The sequence below is a fragment of the Streptomyces sp. NPDC048604 genome (assembly GCF_043199435.1).
Taxonomy (GTDB): domain Bacteria; phylum Actinomycetota; class Actinomycetes; order Streptomycetales; family Streptomycetaceae; genus Streptomyces.
Window position 1 is genome coordinate 233859 of record NZ_JBICVX010000009.1, and the last position, 22820, is coordinate 256678.

Below are 22820 nucleotides of genomic sequence, written 5' to 3' on the forward strand. Positions count from 1 at the left end.
TTACCCGAACACCGGCCCCGTGACTGCGGCTCCCCGGGGGCAACCCCCGTACCCCCGGCAGAGTCGTGGGCCCGGACCGTTCACCCGCTCAGCCGAACACCGGCCCCGTGTACTTCTCGCCCGGTCCCTGGCCCGGCTCGTCCGGGACGATGGACGCCTCGCGGAAGGCCAGCTGGAGGGACTTCAGGCCGTCCCGCAGCGGGGCCGCGTGGAACGAGCTGATCTCCGTCGTGCTGGCGTCGAGCAGGCCGGCCAGCGCGTGGACCAGCTTGCGGGCCTCGTCGAGGTCCTTGTGGTCCTCGCCCCCCTCGGCCAGCCCGAGCTTCACCGCGGCGGCGCTCATCAGGTTGACGGCGACCGTCACGATCACCTGGACCGCGGGGGCCTCGGCGATCTCACGGGTCATGGCGTCGAAGTCGGTGGAGTCATTGGTGGGCGTGTCACTCATGGGGCCCACGATATGCCCCGCCGGGCGGAACCCTTCGGTTAGCCCTTGCCCCGACGACCTGCTAACCTTGTGTAACGACCGGCCGGACACGTGCGTGCCCGGCCCACAAGTGGAGGCTCCGACTTCCCACCTTGCCGCCCGTCAGGGGCGGCGGGTCACCGGTCAGGCGGCCGCCATCGTTCCGTACGGACGATGGAGTTCGCCCGATGTTGCGCCCCGCGGTACACCGCGGCGGTGCTCCGGTATTGCCATGGAGCCCCGCCTGTGTCCCGTCCGGGGCATTTTTCGTGTCCCGGGATGGTTGGTCTCAACGTTAAACACGTGACGTGTCCGTCCGCCAAGGCGGTCGCGTGGTGCTACCGAGGAGGATCCATCAGCGCCGAGCCCCGCATCAACGAGCGGATTCGCGTTCCCGAGGTGCGTCTTGTCGGCCCCAGTGGCGAGCAGGTGGGCATTGTTCCGCTTGCCAAGGCCCTGGAGCTCGCGCAGGAGTACGACCTCGACCTGGTTGAGGTTGCGGCGAACGCCCGTCCGCCCGTGTGCAAGCTCATGGACTACGGGAAGTTCAAGTACGAGTCGGCCATGAAGGCCCGTGAGGCGCGCAAGAACCAGGCGCACACGGTCATCAAGGAGATGAAGCTCCGGCCGAAGATCGACCCGCACGACTATGACACCAAGAAGGGTCACGTCGTCCGGTTCCTCAAGCAGGGCGACAAGGTCAAGATCACGATCATGTTCCGTGGTCGTGAGCAGTCCCGGCCGGAGCTCGGTTACCGACTGCTCCAGCGCCTCGCGGAGGACGTTCAGGAGCTCGGCTTCATCGAGTCCAACCCGAAGCAGGACGGCCGGAACATGATCATGGTTCTGGGCCCGCACAAGAAGAAGACCGAGGCCATGGCCGAGGCGCGTGAGGCCCAGGCCGCGCGCAAGGCCGAGCGTCAGGGCGGTTCGTCCGAGGCGCCGGTCGAGGAGTCTTCGGCCGACGAGTCGGCCGAGAACGCCGAGGCGTGATCCGACGGGGGCTGCCCGCCCGGCAGTCCCCCGGTCCGCCCGGCACCACCACACGAAGAATTGACGCTCCCGGTCGCCCGGTGCCCGCACCGGAGGGGAGCGCCACTGACGAGGAGATAACGGCGCCATGCCGAAGAACAAGACGCACTCCGGTGCCAAGAAGCGCTTCAAGGTCACCGGCTCCGGCAAGATCCTGCGGGAGCGCGCCGGCAAGCGCCACCTGCTCGAGCACAAGTCGTCCAAGCTGACGCGTCGCCTCACCGGCAACGCCGAGATGGCCCCGGGTGACACCAAGACCATCAAGAAGATGCTGGGCATCTGACCGATCGTCTCGTGCTCTCGGCGACGAGAGCATCCGGCCTAGACCGGGACCCATCCGTTTTCCGGGTCGTGTGAGGACCACCACGACCCCGCTACAAGGAGTTAAGAAGTGGCACGCGTCAAGCGGGCAGTCAACGCCCACAAGAAGCGCCGGGCGATCCTCGAGCAGGCCTCCGGCTACCGCGGTCAGCGTTCGCGCCTGTACCGCAAGGCCAAGGAGCAGGTCACCCACTCGCTGGTCTACAACTACAACGACCGCAAGAAGCGCAAGGGCGACTTCCGTCAGCTGTGGATCCAGCGCATCAACGCCGCTGCCCGCCTGAACGGCATGACCTACAACCGCCTGATCCAGGGCCTGAAGGCTGCCAACATCGAGGTGGACCGCAAGATCCTCGCTGAGCTGGCCGTCAACGACGCCAACGCGTTCGCCGCGCTGGTCGAGGTCGCGCAGAAGGCTCTGCCGGCCGACGTCAACGCTCCGAAGGCCGCCGCCTGATCTTCCAGGCCGCAGTACTTCTGCCCGGACCCGCAGGCGCCCGCGCCTGCGGGTCCGGGTGCGTCAGCCCCCGGACCACGTGACCCCGGACCTCTCGTCCGGGGACGACGAAAGAGAACCGCCGCAGCCCATGGTCACCCCCGAGCCGATCTCCCCGCGTTCCCCGCGCGTCGTCGCCGCCCGGCGGCTCGCCAAGCGCAACTTCCGGGGCAAGGAACGCCGGTTCATCGCCGAGGGCCCCCAGGCCGTACGGGAGGCCGTGGCGCACCGCGGCGGCGACGGCCAGCCCACGCTGGTGGAGCTCTTCACGACCGTCGAGGCCGCCGAGCGGTACGCCGACATCGTCGAGGCCGCCCGGGCCACCGGCGCCCGCGTCCACCACGCCTCCGACGCCGTGCTCGCCGAGGTCTCCCAGACCGTCACCCCGCAGGGCCTGCTCGGCGTCTGCCGCTTCCTCGACTCGCCGTTCGAGGACATCGTCGCCGCCAAGCCCCGGCTGGTCGCCGTCCTCGCCCATGTGCGCGACCCCGGGAACGCCGGCACGGTGCTGCGCTGCGCCGACGCGGCCGGCGCCGACGCCGTCGTCCTCACCGACGCCTCCGTCGACCTGTACAACCCCAAGTCCGTGCGCGCGTCCGTCGGTTCGCTGTTCCACCTGCCGGTGGCCGTCGGGGTCCCCGTCGAGCAGGCCGTCGCCGAGCTGAAGGGCGCCGGCGTGCGGATCCTGGCCGCCGACGGGGCCGGCGAGGACGACCTGGACGACGAGCTGGACGCGGGCACCATGGGCGGCCCCACCGCCTGGATCTTCGGCAACGAGGCCTGGGGGCTCCCGGAGGAGACCCGGGCCCTGGCGGACGCGGTCGTGCGCGTCCCGATCCACGGCAAGGCCGAGAGCCTGAACCTCGCGACGGCCGCCGCCGTATGCCTCTACGCGTCCGCGCGGGCCCAGCGCCCCGGCCGTACCCACTGAGGGGGTCCAAACCGTCACCTTCAGCTAGTAGGGTGACGGGCTCGGGGGCCCACTGCGTCACACGGAGGGGTGGGATACGGGGATGACGGCCGATACGGACACGGACAGGCCCACGGGCGAGCGGAGGACGCCGCCGTACGCCTCCGACCCGGAACCGGCCCCCGGAGACGCACCCGCCCAGGCCGCACCCGCACAGGCCGCGCCGTCGTCCGCCGCGATCGACCCCGACGAGCTGCCCGACGGGCTCGTCGTCGCCGACGCCGCCGGCCGCGTGATCTGCTTCAACGCCGCCGCCGGCCGGATCACCTCCGTGCCCCCGGCCCGCGCCCTCGGCCGTCCCCTGGAGCAGGCGCTGCCCCTGGAGGACCTCAAGGGCCGCCGCTGGTGGCCGCTGACCGACCCGTACGGCGGGCTCGCCACCCGTACCGGCCAGCCCGAGCGCAACCTGCTGCTGCCCGGCGGCCGCGAGGTCCTGGTCTCCGCCCGCTACGTCCGCGACACGCCCACCGGCGCCGTCCGCCGGGTCGTCGTCAGCCTGCGCGGCACCGAGGCCCGCCGCCGCACCGAGCGCAGCCACGCCGAGCTGATCGCCACCGTCGCCCACGAACTGCGCTCGCCGCTCACCTCCGTCAAGGGCTTCACCGCGACCCTGCTCGCCAAGTGGGAGCGGTTCACCGACGACCAGAAGCGGCTGATGCTGGAGACCGTCGACGCCGACGCCAACCGCGTCACCCGGCTCATCGCCGAACTGCTCGACATCTCCCGGATCGACTCCGGCCGGCTCGAGGTCCGCCGCCAGCCCGTCGACATCGCCGCCGCCGTCGGCCGGCACATCCAGGCCCACACCGCCGGCGGCCAGTCCCCGGACCGCTTCTTCGTCCGCGTCCGGTCCGGCCTGCCCGATCTGTGGGCGGACCCGGACAAGATCGACCAGGTGCTCGGCAACCTGCTCGAAAATGCCGTGCGCCACGGCGAGGGAACCGTCACCATCGAGGTGGCTCCCGCATCCGCGCAGGACGACGAGAAAGGCACGGCCGTCACCGTGAGCGACGAAGGCCCCGGCATCCCCGAGGAGTCGATGGGCCGTGTCTTCACCCGCTTCTGGCGGGGAAGCAAGCGTGGCGGCACCGGCCTCGGCCTGTACATCGTCAAGGGCATCGTCGAGGCCCACGGCGGGACCATCACCGTCGGCCGCGGCCCCCGGGGCGGCGCCGAGTTCCGATTTATCCTGCCCGTCGGCGCCCCGGCCTATCTCGCCTGACGAGATCCGAGCCGCGCGGGCCGCCCACGGGCTCATTCGCGTCCCTGCACCCCGTTAGACTCGACCTTTGGCACGTTTGCGCCCTTGTCGTCGAGCGGGGTCGCCCCAGCCAGCCAAACGGAAGCACGGGAAGAGATGTCGGCACCCAATAAGTCGTACGACCCGGTCGAGGTCGAAGCCTTGAAACCGGAAGAGATCGAGCGCATGCGGGACGAGGCGCTCGCCGCCTTCGCGGCCGCCGGCGACCTCGACGCGCTCGCGCACGCCAAGACGGCGCACACCGGCGGCACCTCGCCGCTGGCCCTCGCCAACCGTGAGATCGGCGCGCTGCCCCCGCACGCCAAGGCGGCGGCCGGCAAGCTCGTCGGCCAGGCCCGCGGCGCCGTCTCCAAGGCGCTGGCTGCCCGCCAGACCGAGCTGGAGGCCGAGCGCGACGCCCGTGTCCTGGTCGAGGAGGCGGTGGACGTCACGCTGCCGTACGACCGCGTCCCGGCCGGCGCCCGCCACCCGCTCACCACGCTGATGGAGCGCGTCTCCGACGTCTTCGTCTCCATGGGGTACGAGGTCGCCGAAGGCCCCGAGGTCGAGGCGGAGTGGTTCAACTTCGACGCCCTCAACTTCGTGCCGGACCACCCGGCCCGCCAGATGCAGGACACCTTCTTCGTCCAGGGCCCCGAGGGCACCACGGGCGACGAGTCCGGCATCGTGCTGCGCACCCACACCTCCCCGGTGCAGGCCCGCACGCTGATCGACCGGGAGCCCCCGGTCTACGTCGTGTGCCCCGGCCGCGTCTACCGCACCGACGAGCTCGACGCCACGCACACCCCGGTCTTCCACCAGATCGAGCTGCTCGCCGTCGACGAGGGCCTGACCATGGCGGACCTCAAGGGCACCCTGGACCACATGGTCCAGGCGCTCTTCGGCCCGGACATGAAGACCCGGCTGCGCCCGAACTTCTTCCCGTTCACCGAGCCGTCCGCCGAGATGGACATGCTCTGCTACGTCTGCCGCGGCGAGTCCGTCGGCAACCCCGACCGCCCCTGCCGCACCTGCGGCAGCGAGGGCTGGATCGAGCTGGGCGGCTGCGGCATGGTCAACCCGAAGGTGCTCGTCGCCTGCGGCGTGGACCCCGAGAAGTACAGCGGATTCGCCTTCGGCTTCGGCATCGAGCGGATGCTGATGTTCCGCCACAACGTCGATGACATGCGAGACATGGTCGAGGGTGACGTCCGGTTCACCCGGCCGTTCGGGATGGAGATCTGATGCGGGTCCCGCTTTCTTGGCTGCGGGAGTACGTCGACCTGCCGGCGACGGAGACCGGGCGTGACGTCCAGGCCAAGCTCATTTCCGCCGGCCTCGAGGTCGAGACCGTCGAGCAGCTCGGCGCCGGCCTGACCGGCCCGCTGGTGGTCGGCAAGGTCCTCACCATCGAGGAGCTGACGGAGTTCAAGAAGCCCATCCGCTTCTGCACCGTCGACGTCGGCCAGGCCAACGGCACCGGCGAGCCCCAGGAGATCATCTGCGGCGCCCGCAACTTCGCCGAGGGCGACAAGGTCGTCGTGGCCCTGCCCGGCGCCGTCCTGCCCGGTGACTTCCGCATCGCCGAGCGCAAGACGTACGGCCGGGTCTCGCGCGGCATGATCTGCTCGGGCGACGAGCTCGGCATGGGCGACGACGGCTCGCACGGCATCATCGTGCTCCCGCCGGAGCACGAGGTCGGCATCGACGCCCTCGCGCTCCTGGAGCTGTACGACGAGGTCCTCGACATCGCCGTCACCCCGGACCGCGGCTACTGCCTGTCGCTGCGCGGCGTCGCCCGCGAGCTCGCCATCGCGTACGGCCTGCCGCTGCGCGATCCGGCGCTGCTCGACGTGCCCGCGCCGAACTCGTACGGCTACCCGGTCCAGATCGCCGACCCGGCCGGCTGCGACCGCTTCGTGGCCCGCACGGTCACCGGCCTGGACCCCGAGGCCCGCTCGCCGATCTGGCTGCAGCGCCGTCTGCAGAAGGCCGGCATGCGCCCGATCTCGCTGGCCGTGGACATCACCAACTACGTGATGCTGGAGCTCGGCCAGCCGCTGCACGCCTACGACCGCAGCCGTGTGCAGGGCACCATCGGGGTCCGCCGCGCCGAGGAGGGCGAGCACTTCGTCACCCTCGACGGGGCCCACCGCGCCCTGCACCACGAGGACCTGGTCATCACCGACGACCGCGGGCCGATCGGCCTCGCCGGCGTCATGGGCGGCGCGAACACCGAGATCGCGGACGCCGTGACCGACCCGGAGACCGGCGCCGTCACCGGCACCACCGAGGTCGTCATCGAGGCCGCGCACTTCGACCCGATCGCGATCGCCCGCACCGCCCGCCGCCAGAAGCTGTCCTCCGAGGCGTCCAAGCGCTTCGAGCGCGGCGTCGACCCGCAGGCCGCCGCCGCTGCCGCGCAGCGCACCGTCGACCTGCTGGTGCTGCTCGCCGGCGGCACGGCCGAGGCCGGCGTCACCGAGGTCGTCGCGCCGGCCGCGCCGCGCACGATCACCATGCCGGCCGACCACCCCGACAAGGTCGCGGGCGTCGCATACGGCCGCGAGACCGTCGTCCGCCGCCTCCAGGAGGTCGGCTGTGACGTGTACGGCCAGGACGAGCTGATCGTCACCGTGCCGTCGTGGCGGCCCGATCTCAATGCGCCGAACGACCTCGCCGAAGAGGTCATCCGGCTGGAGGGCTACGAGAACCTGCCCTCCACGCTGCCCAAGCCGCCCGCCGGCCGTGGTCTGACCGAGACCCAGCGCACCCGCCGTCGCGTCGGCCGCGCCCTGGCCGGGGCCGGCTACGTCGAGGCCCTGAACTACCCGTTCATCGGCGAGCAGGTGCTCGACCAGCTCGGCTTCGAGACGGACGACGCCCGCCGCAACGTGGTGACGCTCGTCAACCCGCTCTCCGACGAGGAGCCCGCGCTCCGTACGACGCTGCTGCCGGGCCTGCTCGGCGCGCTGCGCCGCAACGACGGCCGCGGCAGCCACGACCTGGCGCTCTTCGAGACCGGTCTGGTCTTCCGGCCGGGCGAGAAGCCGGGCGAGGCAGAGCGGCTGCGGGTCGACGGGCGACCCGCCGACGAGGAGATCGCCCAGCTCGACGCCGCCCTCCCGGCGCAGCCGTACCGCGTCGCCGTCGTCCTCGCGGGCGGCCGCGAGCAGGCCGGCTGGTGGGGCAAGGGCCACCCGTCGGACTGGGCGGACGCGATCCAGGCCGGCCGGATCGTCGCCGCCGAGGCCGGCGTCGAGCTGATCATCAGTGCCGACCAGCACGCCCCGTTCCACCCGGGCCGCTGCGCCGCGTTCCACGTGGTCGTGGACGGCGAGAAGGTCCTCGCCGGCCACGCCGGCGAGCTGCACCCGCGGGTCGTCAAGGCGCTGGGCCTGCCGGCCCGGTCCTGCGCGATGGAGCTGGACCTCGACATCCTGGAGCAGGCCAACGAGGGGCCGCTGAAGGCCCCGCGGATCTCCTCCTTCCCGGTCGCCACCCAGGACGTGGCGCTGGTCGTCGGCACCGAAGTGCCGTCCGCCGAGGTCGAGACGGTGCTGCGCGAGGGCGCGGGCGAGCTGCTGGAGTCCATTCGGCTGTTCGACGTGTACACCGGCGACCAGATCGACGCGGGCAAGAAGTCCCTGGCGTACGCGCTGAAGTTCCGCGCCACGGACCGCACGCTCACCGTCGACGAGGCGTCCGCCGCCCGTGACGCCGCCGTCGCCCTGGCGACGGAGCGCTTCGGCGCGACGCTGCGCGGCGCGTAAGGCCGCCAGGCGCGTAAGGCCGCGAGGCGCAGCCACGGCCGGAGGGCCGTCGCCGGGGAGACCCGGCGGCGGCCCTCCGCCGTTCCGGCCCGCGCCCGCCTGACCTGACAAGACCGCGGCCGTGCGGTGCAATGGTGGTGGGAGCCGTCATGGACGTGGCCGCGGAACTGGTACGAGCCCGGGACGCCTTTGCTCGTCAGGCGTGGTCGGACGCCTACACCGCGCTCGCGCAGGCCGACGGGGAGCACCCGCTCGGCCCCGACGACCTCGTGCGCCTCGCCACCGCCGCCTACCTGGTGGGCAGTGACGCCGAGTGCGGAGCGGCCACCGAGCGGGCCCACCACGCGTATCTGGACCTCGGCGAGACGGCGCGCGCCGTGCGGTGCGCCTTCTGGATGGCCCTGCCGCTGCTGCTGAGCGGCGAGACGGCTCGGGGCGGCGGCTGGCTCGCTCGCGCCCGGCGGCTCCTCGAGGACGGCGGGCTCGACTGCGTGGAGCAGGGCTATGTGCTCTTCCCCCAGGGCCTGCGGCTCATCCACAAGGACCCCCGGGCCGCGTACGGCCTGTTCGGCGAGGCCGCGGCGATCGGCGAGCGGTTCGGGGACCAGGACCTGGTGACACTGGCCCGGCACGGCCAGGGCCGGGCGCTGGTCTACGCGGGCGAGACCGCCGCCGGGACCGCCCTGCTCGACGAGGCCATGGTCGCGGTCGCCTCGCGCCAGCTGTCGCCGCTCGTGACCGGGCTGGTGTACTGCAGCGTCATCGAGGCCTGCGAGGAGATCTTCGACCTGCGCCGGGCCCAGGAGTGGACCGAGGCGCTGGCCGACTGGTGCGCCGCGCAGCCGGATCTCGTGCCCTACCGCGGCCAGTGCCTGATCCACCGCGCCCACGTCCTGCAGACGCACGGCGACTGGTCCGACGCCCTGGACGAGACACGCCGGGCCTGCGAGCGGCTCGAAGGGCTGCCGGGCCGCGGGGTCCTCGGCATGGCGCTCTACCAGGAGGCCGAGCTGCACCGGGTCCGCGGCGCCTTCGCCCGCTCCGAGGAGACCTACCGGCAGGCCGGCGCCTGCGGGCACCGGGCGCAGCCGGGGCTCGCGCTGCTGTGGCTGGCCCAGGGCCGGACCGACGCGGCGGCCGCAGCGATCCGCAGCGCCCTGGACGAGACGCCGGACCGGCTGCGCCGGGCGAGGCTGCTCGCCCCGTACGCGGAGATCATGCTGGCCGCCGGCGAGGTCCCGGCCGCCCGGAAGGCCGTCGACGAGCTGACGCGCACCGCCGACGACCTCGAAGCGCCGCTGCTCCGGGCCGTCGCCGCCCATGCCCGGGGCGCCGTGCTGCTGGCCGAGGGCGACGCCGCCGCGGCGCTCGGCGCCCTGCTGGAGGCGGGCAGGACCTGGAGCGAGCTCGGGGCCCCGTACGAGCGGGCGCGCTCCCTCATGCTGCTGGGAGTCGCCCGGCAGCGGCTCGGCGACGCGGGCACCGCCCGCCTCGAACTGAACGCGGCGCGTGAGGCGTTCCGGGAGCTCGGCGCGGCCCCCGACCTGGCCCGCCTCGACGCGCTCACCCGTCGCGGGGCCCGTCACGACGGCGGGCTCAGCCCCCGGGAGATCGAGGTCCTGCGGCTGGTCGCCACCGGCCGGACCAACCACGCGATCGCCGACGAGCTGGTGCTCAGCGAGAAGACCGTGGCCCGTCACGTCAGCAACATCTTCGGCAAACTCGGCCTGTCCTCCAGGGCGGCGGCCACGGCGTACGCCTACGAGCACGATCTGGTCGGGCGGCGATGGGCAGAATGACCCATTCCCGCCGCGCCGGGTGATTGGGGTGTTCTCCCGAAGCTGCCGCACCCGCCGCGTCCCTAATGTCGGACTCAGGAACGGACGAGGAGGCCCGCGATGAACGCCACCGGCAGGACGGAACACATCGAGACGGTCGTCATCGGCGCAGGCCAGGCGGGGCTGTCCACCGGATACCACCTCGCCCGCCGCGGCCGGCCGTTCGTGGTCCTCGACAGCAACGCGCGCGTCGGCGACAACTGGCGCTGCCACTGGGACTCGTTGCGGCTGTTCAGCCCGGCAAAGGTCGCCTCGCTGCCCGGGATGCGCTTCCCGGCGCCGCCGATGTCCTTTCCCACCAAGGACGAGATGGCCGACTTCCTGGAGTCCTACGCCGAGACCTTCGCCCTGCCCGTCCGCGGCGGCGAGCGGGTCGCCCGGCTGCGCCGCGAGGACGGCCGGTACGTCGTCGAGACGGACACCACCGCCTACGTGTGCGAGCACGTCGTCGTCGCATCCGGTTCGTTCGGCCGGACCCCGTACGTGCCCGGCTTCGCCGCCGGACTCGACCCGCGCATCACGCAGCTGCACTCCAGCGCCTACAAGAACCCGGACCAGCTGCGGCCCGGCGGCGTGCTGGTGGTCGGCGCCTCGCACTCCGGCGGGGACATCGCGTACGAGGCCGGGAACGCCGGCCATCCGACCGTGCTCAGCGGGCAGATCCACGGCGAGATCCCGATGGACATCGAGGGCCGGCCCGCGCACGCGATCTTCCCGGTGCTGTGGTTCCTGGCGCAGCACGTGCTGAACCTGCGCACGCCGCTGGGCCGCAAGCTGCGTCCCGAGGTCCGGGCCCACGGCGGTCCGCTGATCCGGATCAAGCGGGACGACCTCACCGGCGCCGGCGTCGAACTGGCCGCGGAGCGGACGGTCGGTGTGCGAGAGGGCATGCCGGTGCTCGACGGCGGCCGCGTCCTCGACGTCGCCAACGTCGTCTGGTGCACCGGCTTCCGGCAGGACTTCTCCTGGATCGACCTCCCGGTCACCGGCGAGGACGGCTGGCCGCTGGAGCACCGGGGCGTCGTCCCGACCGCGCCCGGCCTGTACTTCGTCGGCCTGGCCTTCCAGTACGCCTTCGCGTCGATGCTCATCGGCGGCGCGGGCCGGGACGCCGAGTACGTCGTGAACCACCTGGTGAAGCACCGCGCCCGCACCCCCGCACGGCCCCGGACCGGCGCAGGCGCAACCGCCTGACGGCTGCGCACTCGTGCGGGCTTCCCGCGTCTGTGCGGGTGGCGCGGTGGTGGCGGGGGGAGGCGCGGGCCTGGCGCTCACTCCTTCGGGTGAGAAGTCTGGCGGATGTTCCCCCGTGCCCGGCCGTGTCGACAGAATCGACGCGGCCGCAGGGGCCGGCCTGCGTGCTGGAAGGCCTCAGGGAGGGCCGTGCATGATCCGTACAAGGTCGTCGCACTCCGCGGAATCCCGGCTTCGCCGGCTGGGTCCGCTCGTCCTTCCCGGCGTCTGGGGCGCCGTGGCCGTCACCTGGAAGCTCGCCTGTCCGCTCGCCCAGCAGCCCGGGCTCCCGATGCGGATCGCGACCAGCGCGGTGTTCTTCAGCGTCGGCACCGGGCTCGTCCTCGGCATCCGCCGCGGCCTCGCCCGCGAGCTGGAGGGGATGCGGGCCATCGCGCACGCCGCGCAGCGGGTCGTGCTGCGGCCGCTGCCGCCCCGCCTCGACGGGCTCGCGCTCGCCGCCGCCCAGCTGTCGGCCTCCAGAGGCGCGGAGGTCGGCGGCGATCTGTACGAGGCCGCCGCCACCCCGTACGGCGTGCGCCTGCTCATCGGGGACGCCCGCGGGCACGGCCTCGCCGCGCTCGGGGCCGTCGCCGCCGTCCTGGGCAGCTTCCGCGAGGCCGCCCACGACGAGCCCGAACTCGGCGGCGTGCTGCGGCGGTTGGACCGCGCGCTGGCCCGCCACCTGCGCGACCGGGCCCTCGACGAGCATCCGGCGGGCGGCTCCGCGGAGCCCGCGCATCCGGCCGCGGAGGAGTTCGTCACCCTCCTGCTCCTGGAGATCCGGCCCGACGGGTCGGTGCACGCGCTCAACTGCGGTCATCCCGGCCCGTACCGGCTCGGCTGCCGGGCCGAGACGCTGCCGGCCGGCGATCCGCTGCCGCCGCTCGGCGCGTTCCCGCTGCCCGCCGAACTCACCCCGTACGCCTGCGTCCTGCTGAGGCCCGGCGAGGTACTGCTGCTGCACACCGACGGCGCGGAGGACGCCCGGGACTCCGCGGGCCGGTTCTTCCCGCTGGACGCCGTCCTCGCCGACGCCGTCCGCGAGGCGCCGATCTCGCCCGCGGCCCTGGTCGAGCGGGTGCACACCGCCCTGTTGCGGCACACCGGCGGCCGGCTCGCCGACGACGTGGCGCTGCTCGTCGTGCGCAACGACCGGGTGCGGGTTCCGGCGCAGCCCGCCGAACCCGGGCTGCGCCGTACCCGACCGGCGCCGTACCCGGGATAGGGGGCAGGCGTCCTCCGGTCGGCGCCGCCCGTCCTGCCACGGAGTGTCGGGCAGACGGCAGGACGGACGGCGCGTGGCGGGCCGTCGCGCTGTACGAGGGGGAGCAGACGGCCCGGCCGCCTCTGGGGAGGCGGGTCCTCCCTCCGCGAGGGGCAGGTCCCTCAGCGGAGAGGACGCTCAGTCAACCGGCAGCGGAGGCACGGCGGCAGAGCGCACAGGGTGCTTATGCGGGCATTCCCTTCACACCCCGTGCGAATCGGCCCTAGTCTGCGAATCGACCCTGGTCCGTGAACCGACCCCGTCTGGCCGGACCGAGCCCCGGGAGATCCCCATGCAGCCCAACACCCTGCTCGACGCCCTGCTCGACGAGGCGGGGGTCTCGCACGCGGGACTGGCCGCCCATGTGAACCAGGCCGGCCGGGCCAGGGGCCTCGCGCTGCGGTACGAACACACCGCCGTGGCACGCTGGTTGAAGGGTCAGCGGCCGCGCGGGCAGGTGCCCGACCTGATCTGCGAGGTGCTGGCCGCCCGGCTGCGCCGCACCGTCACCCTCGACGACATCGGCCTCGGCGTCCCCGGAAGTCCCTCCGCGTCGACGCACGGCTCGCCGCTCTCCGGCTTCGTGGAGCGGGCCACCGCCCTGTGGCGCTCCGACGAGCAGCAGCGGCCGCACGTCATCGCCGCGCCGGCCGTCACCGGCACCCCTGCCGTGATGCCGGTCTGGGAGTGGGAGAACCCGCCGGAGGACGCCGACGTCTCCCGCGACGGCCAGACCCGGGTCGCGCCGTCCGACGTCGCCCTGCTGCGCGCTGCCCGCGCCCACTACGAGCTGATGTACCGCAAGGCAGGCGGCCTCGCGACCCGCGCCCGGATCGTCGGCTTCCTCAACGCCGAGACCGCGCCGCTGCTGCGCGGCTCGTACCCGGACGCGCTGGGCCGGCAGCTGCACCGGGCGACCGGCGGCCTCGTCGCGATCGCCGGGATCTGCGCGTACGACTCCGACGCGCACGGCCTGGCGCAGCGGTACTTCCACCAGGCGCTGCGGCTGGCGAAGGCGAGCGGGGACCGGGGCCTCGGCGCGTACGTGATCGCGCTGCTGGTCAACCAGTCGCTGTTCATGGGGGAGTACCGGCAGGCGGTGGCCTTCGCGGAGGCGGCGCTGCGCTCGGCGGGGCAGCGGATCACCCCGGCCCTCGCCGGCGACCTGTCGGCGATGCAGGCGAAGGCGTACGCGCATCTCGGCGACGGGGACGCGGCGCTGGCGTGCATCCGGCGGGCGGAGGCGGAGGCGGAGCGGATCTGTCCGGGGACCGAGCCGGCGGAGACCGGCTACGTGCAGCCGGGGCACGTCAACGTGCAGATCGCCGAGGCTCTCCTCAAGCTGGGTGATCTTCCCTCGGCGCACGCGCACGCGGCCGAGGCGGTGTCGACGCCGGCGCACGACCGGGGGCGGGTGCACCGGCTGGCCATGCTCTGCCAGATCGAGCTGCGCGAGGGGGAGGCCGACCGGGCGGCGCACACGGCCGTGGAGATGACCGAGCGGGTCCGGGGGATGGAGTCGCAGCGGCTGCGCGACCGGCTGCGGCTGGTGCGGGAGCATCTGCTGGCGAGCGGCGGCGGGGAGGCCCGGGAGGCGGCCGAGCTGATCGACGGGGCCCTGCGCGTTCCGTTGTGACCCGAGGACTGCTGCCATATTGCCACCGACCAATCGGAAGGCGGCAGAAAGGCGGCAGAAACGTGCAGTGGACGAAACTGAGCGAACAACCGGTCTATGAGAACCGCTGGTTCCGGGTGAACCTGGCGGACGTCGCGCTCCCCGACGGCCGCCGCCTCGACCACTATCTGATCCGGCTCCGGCCGGTCGCCGTGGCGACCGTCGTCAACGAGGCCGACGAAGTGCTCCTGCTCTGGCGCCACCGCTTCATCACCGACAGCTGGGGCTGGGAACTGGCCGCCGGGGTCGTCGAGGACGGCGAGGACATCGAGGCCGCAGCCGCCCGCGAGATGGAGGAGGAGACCGGCTGGCGGCCCGGCCCGCTGCGCCATCTGCTCACCGTCGAGCCCGCCAACGGCCTCATCGACGCCCGGCACCACCTCTACTGGACCGAGGAGGCCACGTACACCGGCCCGCCCGAGGACGACTTCGAGTCCTCGAAACGCGCCTGGATACCCCTCAAGCAGATCCCCGACATGATCGCCCGCGGCGAGATCCCGGCCGCCAACATGGCCGCCGGACTGCTGATGCTCCATCACCTGCGGCTCGGCTGACGGGAGAAGAAAGCGCCGGACGGCCCGTACCTGTGCGGTGTACGGGCCGTCCGGCCTGCGCGCCCGACGGCAGCGGTGCCCGGGCGCGGGTCTGGGGGGCTCAGGGGTAGACGTAGAACCCGGAGCCGGTCTTGCGGCCGAGCCGGCCCGCGTCCACCATGCGCTGCAGCAGCGGGGGAGCGGCGTACAGCGGCTCCTTGAACTCCGCGTACATCGAGTCGGCGATCGAGGCGATGGTGTCCAGGCCGATCAGGTCCGACAGCTTCAGCGGGCCCATGGGGTGGGCACAGCCGAACTCCATGCCGTTGTCGATGTCCTCGCGGCTGGCGATGCCCGACTCGAACATCCGGATCGCGGAGAGCAGGTACGGCACGAGGAGCGCGTTCACCACGAAGCCGGAGCGGTCCTGGGCGCGGATCGCGTGCTTGCCCAGCACCTTCTCGGCGAAGGCCTGCGCCCGGCTGATCGTGCCCTCGGAGGTGGTGAGGGCCGGGATCAGCTCGACGAGCTTCTGCACCGGGGCCGGGTTGAAGAAGTGGATGCCGACGACGTGGTCGGGGCGGGAGGTCGCCACGGCCAGCTTCACCAGCGGGATGGAGGAGGTGTTCGAGGCCAGGATGGCGTCCGGGCGGGTCAGCACCTGGTCGAGCACCTGGAAGATCTCGGTCTTGATCTGCTCGTTCTCGACGACGGCCTCGATGACGAGGTCCCGGTCGGCGAACTCGCCCAGGTCGGTGGTGAAGCTGAGCCGCGCCAGCGCCGCGTCCCGCTCCTCCTCGCTGAGCTTGCCGCGTTCGGCGGCCTTCGACAGCGAGTTGGTGAGCCGGGTGCGACCGATCTCCAGCGCCTCGCCGGTGGTCTCGGCGACCTTCACGTCGAGGCCGCTGCGGGCGCACACCTCCGCGATGCCTGCACCCATCTGGCCGCAGCCGACCACTCCGACGCGCTCGATGTCGCCCATGGAGTCCGTCACCTCGTGTCTTTCGTTCTGCTTGGCGGCGGGCCCGTGTGATTCCGGATTCCGCCTCGACTCCATGACGTTACTCCGCCAGCCTCGTTTGATCGATCGTTCGGGAGGGGCATGCTGGCCGGACAGGTGTGACGTACCCGACATCCGAGGGGCATCGATGCGGCGAATGGGACGAAGGGGCTTTGTGGCGGGGGCGGCCGGAACGGCCGCGGCACTGGGATTCGGCGGGGGAACGGCCGCACACGCCGGCTCGGGCGCGGCCGGGCGGGGCGAGCCGGACGGGGGCGGACGGATGAGAAGAAGGCCACAACGCACCACCGAGTTCCGGGGCATGTGGCTGGCCACCGTGAGCAACCGCGACTGGCCCTCGCGCACCGGACTCACCGCCGAACAGCAGCGCGCGGAACTCGTCGCCCATCTCGACTCGGCCGTCGCCCGCCGTCTCAACGCGGTGGTCCTCCAGGTCCGGCCGACGGCCGACGCGCTGTGGCCCTCGTCGTACGAGCCGTGGGCGCAGTGCCTCACCGGAGTGCAGGGCCGCGACCCGGGCTGGGACCCGCTGGGCACGGCCGTCGAGGAGGCGCACGCCCGCGGCCTGGAGCTGCACGCCTGGTTCAACCCGTACCGGGTCGCCCACCACACCGACCCGGGCCGGCTGACCGCCTCGCACCCGGCGCGGCAGCATCCCGACTGGGTCGTGCCGTACGGCGGGAAGCTGTACTACAACCCCGGGCTGCCGGAGGTCCGGGCGTTCGTCCAGGAGGCGATGCTGGACGCCGTCCGGCGCTACGCCCTCGACGGCTTCCACTGGGACGACTACTTCTACCCGTACCCGGTGGCCGGGCAGAGCTTCGCCGACGACGACGCGTACGCCTGGTACGGCGGCGACTTCCCGGACAAGGCGTCCTGGCGGCGCGCCAACATCGATCTGCTGGTGGGCGAGACCGTGCAGCGGCTGCGGGCCCTCGCGCCCGAGGCGGCCTTCGGGATCAGCCCGTTCGGGGTGTGGCGCAACGCGGCCACCGACCCGCTGGGCTCGGACACCCGGGCGGGCGTCCAGACCTACGACGACCTGTACGCGGACACCCGCAAGTGGGTCCGGGAGGGGTGGATCGACTACGTCGTCCCGCAGCTCTACTGGCACCTCGGCAACGCGTCCGCCGACTACGAGAAGCTGGTGGCCTGGTGGGACGCGGTCGCCCGGGACAGCGGCTGCGCGCTCTACATCGGCGAGGCCCTCTACAAGGCCGGCGACCCGGCCCAGCCTGCCGCCTGGCAGGACCCGCGGGAACTGTCCTGGCACCTGGACGTCGCAAGCCGGTACCCGTCGGTGGGCGGGCACTGCTTCTTCGCGGCCACGGAGGTCACGACGGACCGGATCGGGGCGATGGCCACCGTGGTGGCCGACCACTACCCGACCAAGGTCCGCACGCCCTTGTGATCACATCTGCTGCTCGTGATGGCGTACGACGGTGTCGGGGCCCGGTGACATCAGGGCCTCGTGACCGTCGTCGTCGAACTTGACCTTGTACGGCGGGTTGCCGTTCTCGCCCAGTACCTGGAGGACCTCGGCCGTACGGTCGTGCTGACCCACGGTGCGGCCGTGCACCACCAGCTTGTCGCCCTTGCTCGCATGCATCGGGACTGACCTCCTCGCGACCGGCCTGCCTACTTCGGAGTCTACGTCTGTCATTGTGACCTGCGTCACCCCGGGTGTCCTGCCGGGCCCGGGGGCCCGCCCGTCAGGTGTTCGCGCGCTGGGTGGCCGCGATGCAGACCAGGACCCCGACGGCGGCCAGCGGGGCGGCCAGGGGCAGCCGCTCGCCGAGCAGGAAGACCGACCAGAACAGGGTCAGCAGCGGCTGGGCGAGCTGGAGCTGGCTGGCCCGCGCGATGCCGATCTCGGCCATGCCGCGGTACCAGACGTACAGCCCGAAGAAGGTCGAGCCGGCCGCCACCCAGACCAGGCCGATCACGCCGTGCGCGGTCAGCCGCACCGGCTCGTGCGCGAGGGCCGCCGCGGAACCGGCGAGCGCGAGCGGCAGGCAGAGGATCAGGGCCCAGCCGATGACCTGCCAGCCGGGCATGACGGCCGCCAGCCGGCCGCCCTCGGTGTACCCGGCGGCGCACACCAGCAGCGCCCCGAACAGGTACAGGTCACCGGCCGACAGCACCCCGCCGCTCTGCTGGAGGGTGAACGCCAGGACCACGACCGCCCCGCCGATCGCCGCCGCCCAGAACGCGCGCGAGGGGCGGCGGCCGGTGCGGACGGCGGCGAACACCGCCGTCGTCAGCGGCAGCAGGCCGACGACCACGGCCGCGTGCGAGGTGGTGGAGGTCTGCAGGGCCAGCGTCGTCAGCAGCGGGAAGCCCACCACCACGCCCAGGGCGACGACGGCGAGACCGGCCCAGTGCCGGCGCTCGGGCAGCGGCACCTTGAGCGCCAGCAGGAACGCGCCCGCGATCAGGGCGGCGAGGGTGGAACGCACGGCGACCAGGGACCACGGGCCGAAGCTCTCCAGGCCCCAGACGGTCGACGGGAAGGTGAGCGAGAACGCGACCACGCCGAGGACGGCGAGCAGGGTGCCGCGGGTCCGCGTGCCGTCGACCGCTATCGAGCCGGGGAGAGTAGCGCTATTCTGTGCTGTCATGCACGAGCGTAGCAGTGTCGCGGAACTGGCGAACTCCCTGAGGTCCCAGCTCAACCGCTATCCATATGGAGGAAAGCTGCCGTCGAGCCGGGCGCTCGTCGAGCAGTACCGGGTCTCCCCGGTCACCGTCACCCGCGCCCTCGCCCGGCTCGCCGCCGAGGGCCTGGTCGTCACCCGGCCCGGGGCGGGGGCCTTCCGCGCCGAACCGCGCACCGCCGCGCCCGCCGCCGGCGACACCTCCTGGCAGGAGCTCGCCCTGAGCGCCGACACCGCAGCGGAGGTCGTGCCGCGCGCCGTCGACGCCTCCGGCGTCCTCGTCACCCTGGCCGCCCCGCCGCCGGGCGTCGTCGAGTTCAACGGCGGCTATCTGCACCCCTCCCTCCAGCCCGAGCGCGCCCTCGCCGCCGCCCTGGCCCGGGCCGGCCGCCGCCCCGGCGCCTGGGGCAGGCCGCCCGCCGACGGACTGCCCGAGCTGCGCGAGTGGTTCGCCCGCGAGATCGGCGGCACCGTCACCGCCGCCGAGGTCCTCATCACCGCCGGCGGCCAGTCCGCGCTCACCACCGCGCTGCGCGCCCTCGGCACGCCCGGCACGCCCGTACTCGTCGAGTCGCCCACCTACCCCGGGATGCTCGCCGTCGCCCGCGCGGCCGGGCTGCGCCCGGTGCCCGTGCCCGCCGACGCCGACGGCGTCCGCCCCGACCTCCTCGAAGCGGCCTTCCGGGCCACCGGAGCCCGGGTGTTCGTCTGCCAGCCTCTGTTCCAGAACCCCACCGGCGCCGTGCTCGAGGGGGCCCGCCGCCGCGAGGTGCTGCGGATCGCCCGCGCGGCGGGCGCGTTCGTCGTCGAGGACGACTTCGCGCGGCGGCTGGCCCACGAGGACGCCGGACCGCTGCCCGCGCCGCTCGCCGCCGACGACCCGGACGGCGTCGTCGTCCACGTCTGCTCGCTCACCAAGGTCACCTCGGCCAGCCTGCGCGTCGGCGCGCTCGCCGCACGAGGGCCGGTACTGGAACGGCTCCGGGCCATCCAGGTCGTCGACAGCTTCTTCGTCCCCCGCCCGCTCCAGGAGGCCGCCCTCGAACTCGTCGGCGCGCCCGCCTGGGGCCGGCATCTGCGGCAGGTGGCGGCCGGGCTGAGAAGCCGCCGGGACGCCCTTGCCACGGCGCTCGCCGGGAGCCTGCCGGAGCTGGCGCTGCCGTCCCGCATCCCCTCCGGCGGCTACCACTTCTGGCTCCGCCTCCCCGACACCCTCGACGAGGCGGCCCTGCTGTCCGCCGCGCTGCGCGCCGGCGTCGCGGTCGCGCCCGGCCGGCCGTACTTCTGCGCCGAACCGCCCGGCGGCCACGTCCGGCTGAGCTTCGCCGGGGTGGCGGGGACGGCGGAGCTCGCGGAGGGGGTGCGCAGGCTGCGCACGGCGGTGGACGAGCTCGAGAATTGAGCTGACAGCCGTCCGGCAGCCCTGCGAGCCTGCGGCCATGAGCGAAGCGAACAACGGCATCGGAACGGACACGGGCGAGGGCATGGACAACGGCACGGACCCCGGAGCGGTCGCCGGCGCCCTCGCCGTGCACGGCGCGTACGAGATCTCCACCGACCCCGCCCGCCTTGACCGGGCTCGTATCCACCACTGGCTCTCCACCGACGCCTACTGGGCGCTCGGCCGCTCCCGGGCCGACCAGGACCGCGCCGTCGACGGCTCCCTCAACTTCGGCGCGTACCACCGCGAGACCGGCGAGCTCGCCGCGTACGCCCGGGTCATCACCGACCGGGCCACCTTCGCCTGGCTCTGCGACGTCTACGTCGACCGCCCGGCCCGCGGCACCGGACTCGGCACCGCGCTGGTGACGGCCGTCCGCGACCACCTGGTCCCGTACGGCGTGCGCCGCGTCCTGCTCGCCACCGAGGACGCCCACGGTGTGTACGAGAAGGTCGGCTTCGCACCGCTTGAGAACCCGGACCTGTGGATGGCCGCCGTCCTGCGCTGACGACCTCCATCCGCCTCCACTCGCGTCGAACTCTTGACCTACGGGGGCCGCGGCCTCACGATCGCGCCCATGGGACTCCGGGTCACGCTGGTCGCAGCGGCGCGCAGCTCCTCCCTGCTCGCCGAACGCTTCGACGACGACCGCCCGCTGGACGCCGCGGGCTGGTACGAGGTGCAGTGCGCCGCCGAGGCGCTGGTCCCGCTGGGCGCGGCCGACCTGCGCTACTGCTCGCCGACGCCCCGCAGCCGCGCCACGGGCGAGGCGCTCGGATACGCGCCGCTCGCCCAGCCCGCGCTGCGCGAATGCGACATGGGCCGCTGGCGCGGGCTGACCCTCGCGGAGGTGGCCGCGCTGGAGCCGGCCGCCGTCGACGCCTGGCTCGCCGACCCCCGCAGCGCCCCGCACGGCGGCGAGCCGCTGCTCGCCTTCATCACCCGGATCGGCGGCTGGCTCGACACCCGGCCCGCCGACGACGGCGCGATCGTGGCGGTCGCGGAGCCGTCCGTGATCCGCGCGGCCTTCGTCTACGCGCTCAAGGCCCCGCCCGCGACGTACTGGAACGTGGACGTCCGGCCGCTGTCGACGGTCGCCCTGACCGGCCGGCCGGGACGGTGGCACCTCCAGCTGGAGGCGGCGGGCCGTCCGGCGCCGCTGGCGCGCCCGTACACACCGGGCCCGTGAGGCCCGTGCCGACCGGCTAGCCTGGGAGGCACGATGAACCGTTTGACCACGTCATGGGGCGAGTTCGAGCTCACCCGCTTCCCCGAGGACCCGCGCGACACCCTGCGCGCCTGGGACGCGTCCGACGAGTACCTGCTGCGGCACCTGCACGAGAGCGGCCAGGACCTGTCCGGCACGGTGGCCGTCGTCGGCGACCGCTGGGGCGCGCTGACCACCGTCCTCGCCGGGGCCGCCGGGGAGCTCGTCCAGATCACCGACTCGCACCTGGGCCGGCAGGCGACGCACGCGAACCTGGCCCGTGCGGCAGCCGGCCGGGGAGCGGTCCGCCTCCTGACGACGCAGGACCCCCCGCCCGACCGCGTCGACGTCCTCCTCGTCCGGGTGCCGAAGAGCCTGGCCCTCCTGGAGGACCAGCTGCACCGGCTGGCGCCGGCCGTCCACGAGGGCACGGTGGTCGTGGGCACGGGGATGGTGAAGGAGATCCACACCTCCACCCTCACGCTCTTCGAGCGGATTCTCGGCCCCACCCGCACCTCGCTCGCGGTCAGGAAGGCCCGGCTGATCCACACCACGCCCGACCCGGGCCTCCGGCCGGGCGCGAACCCCTGGCCGTACCGGTACGAGCTGCCCGCCGACGCGGCCGGCGGGGTGGCCGGCCGCACCGTCACCAACCACGCCGGCGTCTTCTGCGCCGACCGCCTCGACATCGGCACCCGCTTCTTCCTGAAGCACCTGCCCGAGGACCTCGGCCGCTCGCGGGTCGTCGACCTCGGCTGCGGCAACGGTGTCGTCGGCCTGGCGGTCGCGCTGCGCGAGCCGGAGGCCGAGCTGGTCTTCACCGACGAGTCGTACCAGGCGGTCGCCTCCGCGGAGGCGACCTTCGAGGCCAACGCCGCGCCCGGCCGGAAGGCCGAGTTCCTGGTCGGCGACGGCGTGGCGGAGCTGCCGGCCGGCTCCGTGGACCTGGTCCTGAACAACCCGCCCTTCCACAGCCACCAGGCCACCACCGACCGCACCGCCCGCCGGATGTTCTCCGGCGCGCGGCGGATCCTGCGCCCCGGCGGCGAGCTGTGGGTGGTCGGCAACCGCCACCTCGGCTACCACGCGACGCTGCGCCGCATCTTCGGCAACTGCGAGCTCGTCGCGAGCGACCCGAAGTTCGTGGTCCTGCGAGCGGTGAAGCGCGCCTAGCCCCAGGTACGGGAGCAGAGCACCAGCCGGTACCCGTCGGGGTCGGCGACGGTCACGCCGTACTCGTCCCAGTACGGGTTGTGCGCCGCCACGCGCTCCCCGCCCGCCGCGACCAGCCGCGCCACCTGCTCGTCCGTGACGGGCGCGCCGAGGTAGACCACGAACAGGTCGTCGACCGTCGGCGTCGGGTCGATCGGCCGGTCGGGGTCGTGCGTGAGCTCGAAGTGCCAGCCGCCGTCGGCCGGTCCGACCATGAGCAGATCGTGCTCGCCGGGGGCGTCCTTGGCGGACCTCCACTGCACGACGAGCCCGAGCCCGTCGACGTAGAAGCGCTCGGCGGCGGCGAGGTCGCGCGAGGGGCGGGCGACGCGTATGTGCGTGTTCTTGTCGATCATGAAGCGCAGGGTAACCGGGGCTCCGGGCGTCGCGCGGCCTTCCTCGGCCCCACCCTCCTGAGTCCCACGCCCTGAGCGGGGC

General features: G+C 73.3%; 22 protein-coding genes. 17 read left to right on the forward strand and 5 right to left on the reverse strand.

Annotation, left to right across the window (positions count from 1 at the left end; translation table 11 throughout):
- Positions 1-88: 88 nt before the first annotated feature.
- Positions 89-448 (reverse strand): DUF1844 domain-containing protein, encoded by a 360-nt coding sequence (locus ACGFMM_RS20460; RefSeq protein ID WP_393647778.1) that lies wholly within the window; start codon positions 446-448, stop codon positions 89-91.
- 297 nt (positions 449-745) lie between these two features.
- Between ACGFMM_RS20460 and infC the strand changes: the two genes are divergently transcribed.
- From infC to ACGFMM_RS20520, 12 genes are all read left to right on the forward strand, one after another.
- Positions 746-1459 carry a translation initiation factor IF-3 gene (infC, locus tag ACGFMM_RS20465; protein WP_393647873.1) on the forward strand — a complete coding sequence of 238 codons (714 nt, stop codon included), beginning with the start codon at positions 746-748 and terminating at the stop codon, positions 1457-1459.
- Positions 1460-1586: 127 nt separating this feature from the next.
- Complete coding sequence (gene rpmI, locus ACGFMM_RS20470) at positions 1587-1781, forward strand: 50S ribosomal protein L35 (RefSeq protein WP_329122635.1); 195 nt, start codon at positions 1587-1589, stop codon at positions 1779-1781.
- A gap of 108 nt (positions 1782-1889) precedes the next feature.
- Complete coding sequence (gene rplT / locus ACGFMM_RS20475) at positions 1890-2276, forward strand: 50S ribosomal protein L20 (RefSeq protein ID WP_019884941.1); 387 nt, start codon at positions 1890-1892, stop codon at positions 2274-2276.
- Between the two features lie 130 nt (positions 2277-2406).
- A complete protein-coding gene (locus ACGFMM_RS20480; RefSeq protein WP_393647779.1) occupies positions 2407-3246 on the forward strand; it encodes a TrmH family RNA methyltransferase in 840 nt (279 codons plus the stop codon).
- Between the two features lie 82 nt (positions 3247-3328).
- Positions 3329-4507 carry an ATP-binding protein gene (locus ACGFMM_RS20485; protein ID WP_393647780.1) on the forward strand — a complete coding sequence of 393 codons (1179 nt, stop codon included), beginning with the start codon at positions 3329-3331 and terminating at the stop codon, positions 4505-4507.
- Between the two features lie 135 nt (positions 4508-4642).
- Positions 4643-5770: a phenylalanine--tRNA ligase subunit alpha gene (pheS, locus tag ACGFMM_RS20490; protein WP_393647781.1), complete on the forward strand. Its 1128-nt coding sequence runs from the start codon at positions 4643-4645 to the stop codon at positions 5768-5770.
- Positions 5770-8298 (forward strand): phenylalanine--tRNA ligase subunit beta, encoded by a 2529-nt coding sequence (gene pheT, locus ACGFMM_RS20495; RefSeq protein ID WP_393647782.1) that lies wholly within the window; start codon positions 5770-5772, stop codon positions 8296-8298. Before pheS ends, pheT begins: the two co-directional genes overlap by 1 nt.
- A gap of 149 nt (positions 8299-8447) precedes the next feature.
- Complete coding sequence (locus ACGFMM_RS20500) at positions 8448-10097, forward strand: LuxR C-terminal-related transcriptional regulator (RefSeq protein ID WP_393647783.1); 1650 nt, start codon at positions 8448-8450, stop codon at positions 10095-10097.
- A 99-nt stretch (positions 10098-10196) separates the two neighbouring features.
- Positions 10197-11330 (forward strand): flavin-containing monooxygenase, encoded by a 1134-nt coding sequence (locus ACGFMM_RS20505; protein WP_393647784.1) that lies wholly within the window; start codon positions 10197-10199, stop codon positions 11328-11330.
- A gap of 193 nt (positions 11331-11523) precedes the next feature.
- Entirely contained in the window at positions 11524-12597 is a 1074-nt protein-coding gene (locus ACGFMM_RS20510; protein WP_393647785.1) for a PP2C family protein-serine/threonine phosphatase, read from the forward strand.
- A gap of 331 nt (positions 12598-12928) precedes the next feature.
- Positions 12929-14272 (forward strand): transcriptional regulator, encoded by a 1344-nt coding sequence (locus ACGFMM_RS20515; protein ID WP_393647786.1) that lies wholly within the window; start codon positions 12929-12931, stop codon positions 14270-14272.
- Positions 14273-14334: 62 nt separating this feature from the next.
- A complete protein-coding gene (locus ACGFMM_RS20520) occupies positions 14335-14865 on the forward strand; it encodes an NUDIX hydrolase (RefSeq protein WP_393647787.1) in 531 nt (176 codons plus the stop codon).
- 100 nt (positions 14866-14965) lie between these two features.
- Here the strand turns inward: ACGFMM_RS20520 and ACGFMM_RS20525 are convergent, their stop codons facing one another.
- Positions 14966-15826 (reverse strand): 3-hydroxybutyryl-CoA dehydrogenase, encoded by an 861-nt coding sequence (locus tag ACGFMM_RS20525; protein WP_393647788.1) that lies wholly within the window; start codon positions 15824-15826, stop codon positions 14966-14968.
- A 166-nt stretch (positions 15827-15992) separates the two neighbouring features.
- Here ACGFMM_RS20525 and ACGFMM_RS20530 point away from each other — a divergent pair, with 166 nt between their 5' ends.
- Positions 15993-17276, forward strand: a complete 1284-nt coding sequence (locus ACGFMM_RS20530; protein ID WP_393647789.1) for a glycoside hydrolase family 10 protein — start codon at positions 15993-15995, stop codon at positions 17274-17276.
- Here the strand turns inward: ACGFMM_RS20530 and ACGFMM_RS20535 are convergent, their stop codons facing one another.
- Positions 17277-17474: a DUF1918 domain-containing protein gene (locus tag ACGFMM_RS20535; RefSeq protein WP_393647790.1), complete on the reverse strand. Its 198-nt coding sequence runs from the start codon at positions 17472-17474 to the stop codon at positions 17277-17279.
- A gap of 103 nt (positions 17475-17577) precedes the next feature.
- Positions 17578-18486, reverse strand: coding sequence for a DMT family transporter (locus ACGFMM_RS20540; protein ID WP_393647791.1), 909 nt, complete (start codon positions 18484-18486; stop codon positions 17578-17580).
- Between ACGFMM_RS20540 and ACGFMM_RS20545 the strand changes: the two genes are divergently transcribed.
- From ACGFMM_RS20545 to ACGFMM_RS20560, 4 genes are all read left to right on the forward strand, one after another.
- Positions 18485-19924: a PLP-dependent aminotransferase family protein gene (locus tag ACGFMM_RS20545; protein WP_393647792.1), complete on the forward strand. Its 1440-nt coding sequence runs from the start codon at positions 18485-18487 to the stop codon at positions 19922-19924. The genes ACGFMM_RS20540 and ACGFMM_RS20545 overlap by 2 nt on opposite strands.
- An 82-nt stretch (positions 19925-20006) precedes the next feature.
- Positions 20007-20471: a GNAT family N-acetyltransferase gene (locus ACGFMM_RS20550; protein WP_393647874.1), complete on the forward strand. Its 465-nt coding sequence runs from the start codon at positions 20007-20009 to the stop codon at positions 20469-20471.
- Positions 20472-20540: 69 nt separating this feature from the next.
- Positions 20541-21152, forward strand: coding sequence for a histidine phosphatase family protein (locus ACGFMM_RS20555; RefSeq protein ID WP_393647793.1), 612 nt, complete (start codon positions 20541-20543; stop codon positions 21150-21152).
- 33 nt (positions 21153-21185) lie between these two features.
- On the forward strand, positions 21186-22343 hold the full coding sequence (locus ACGFMM_RS20560) for a methyltransferase (RefSeq protein ID WP_393647794.1): 1158 nt from the start codon (positions 21186-21188) through the stop codon (positions 22341-22343).
- Here the strand turns inward: ACGFMM_RS20560 and ACGFMM_RS20565 are convergent.
- Complete coding sequence (locus ACGFMM_RS20565) at positions 22340-22738, reverse strand: VOC family protein (protein ID WP_393647795.1); 399 nt, start codon at positions 22736-22738, stop codon at positions 22340-22342. The two genes, ACGFMM_RS20560 and ACGFMM_RS20565, sit on opposite strands and share 4 nt — an antisense overlap.
- Between the last annotated feature and the right edge of the window lie 82 nt (positions 22739-22820).

Excerpts from the sequence above, each read along its gene's own strand:
- ACGFMM_RS20460 (WP_393647778.1), bottom strand. The coding sequence starts at position 448 with ATGAGTGACACGCCCACCAATGACTCCACCGACTTCGACGCCATGACC.
- infC (WP_393647873.1), top strand. The coding sequence starts at position 746 with ATGGTTGGTCTCAACGTTAAACACGTGACGTGTCCGTCCGCCAAGGCG.
- rpmI (WP_329122635.1), top strand. The coding sequence starts at position 1,587 with ATGCCGAAGAACAAGACGCACTCCGGTGCCAAGAAGCGCTTCAAGGTC.
- ACGFMM_RS20480 (WP_393647779.1), top strand. The coding sequence starts at position 2,407 with ATGGTCACCCCCGAGCCGATCTCCCCGCGTTCCCCGCGCGTCGTCGCC.
- ACGFMM_RS20485 (WP_393647780.1), top strand. The coding sequence starts at position 3,329 with ATGACGGCCGATACGGACACGGACAGGCCCACGGGCGAGCGGAGGACG.
- pheS (WP_393647781.1), top strand. The coding sequence starts at position 4,643 with ATGTCGGCACCCAATAAGTCGTACGACCCGGTCGAGGTCGAAGCCTTG.
- pheT (WP_393647782.1), top strand. The coding sequence starts at position 5,770 with ATGCGGGTCCCGCTTTCTTGGCTGCGGGAGTACGTCGACCTGCCGGCG.
- ACGFMM_RS20500 (WP_393647783.1), top strand. The coding sequence starts at position 8,448 with ATGGACGTGGCCGCGGAACTGGTACGAGCCCGGGACGCCTTTGCTCGT.
- ACGFMM_RS20505 (WP_393647784.1), top strand. The coding sequence starts at position 10,197 with ATGAACGCCACCGGCAGGACGGAACACATCGAGACGGTCGTCATCGGC.
- ACGFMM_RS20510 (WP_393647785.1), top strand. The coding sequence starts at position 11,524 with ATGATCCGTACAAGGTCGTCGCACTCCGCGGAATCCCGGCTTCGCCGG.
- ACGFMM_RS20515 (WP_393647786.1), top strand. The coding sequence starts at position 12,929 with ATGCAGCCCAACACCCTGCTCGACGCCCTGCTCGACGAGGCGGGGGTC.
- ACGFMM_RS20525 (WP_393647788.1), bottom strand. The coding sequence starts at position 15,826 with ATGGGCGACATCGAGCGCGTCGGAGTGGTCGGCTGCGGCCAGATGGGT.
- ACGFMM_RS20530 (WP_393647789.1), top strand. The coding sequence starts at position 15,993 with ATGCGGCGAATGGGACGAAGGGGCTTTGTGGCGGGGGCGGCCGGAACG.
- ACGFMM_RS20535 (WP_393647790.1), bottom strand. The coding sequence starts at position 17,474 with ATGCATGCGAGCAAGGGCGACAAGCTGGTGGTGCACGGCCGCACCGTG.
- ACGFMM_RS20545 (WP_393647792.1), top strand. The coding sequence starts at position 18,485 with ATGCACGAGCGTAGCAGTGTCGCGGAACTGGCGAACTCCCTGAGGTCC.
- ACGFMM_RS20540 (WP_393647791.1), bottom strand. The coding sequence starts at position 18,486 with ATGACAGCACAGAATAGCGCTACTCTCCCCGGCTCGATAGCGGTCGAC.
- ACGFMM_RS20550 (WP_393647874.1), top strand. The coding sequence starts at position 20,007 with ATGGACAACGGCACGGACCCCGGAGCGGTCGCCGGCGCCCTCGCCGTG.
- ACGFMM_RS20555 (WP_393647793.1), top strand. The coding sequence starts at position 20,541 with ATGGGACTCCGGGTCACGCTGGTCGCAGCGGCGCGCAGCTCCTCCCTG.
- ACGFMM_RS20560 (WP_393647794.1), top strand. The coding sequence starts at position 21,186 with ATGAACCGTTTGACCACGTCATGGGGCGAGTTCGAGCTCACCCGCTTC.
- ACGFMM_RS20565 (WP_393647795.1), bottom strand. The coding sequence starts at position 22,738 with ATGATCGACAAGAACACGCACATACGCGTCGCCCGCCCCTCGCGCGAC.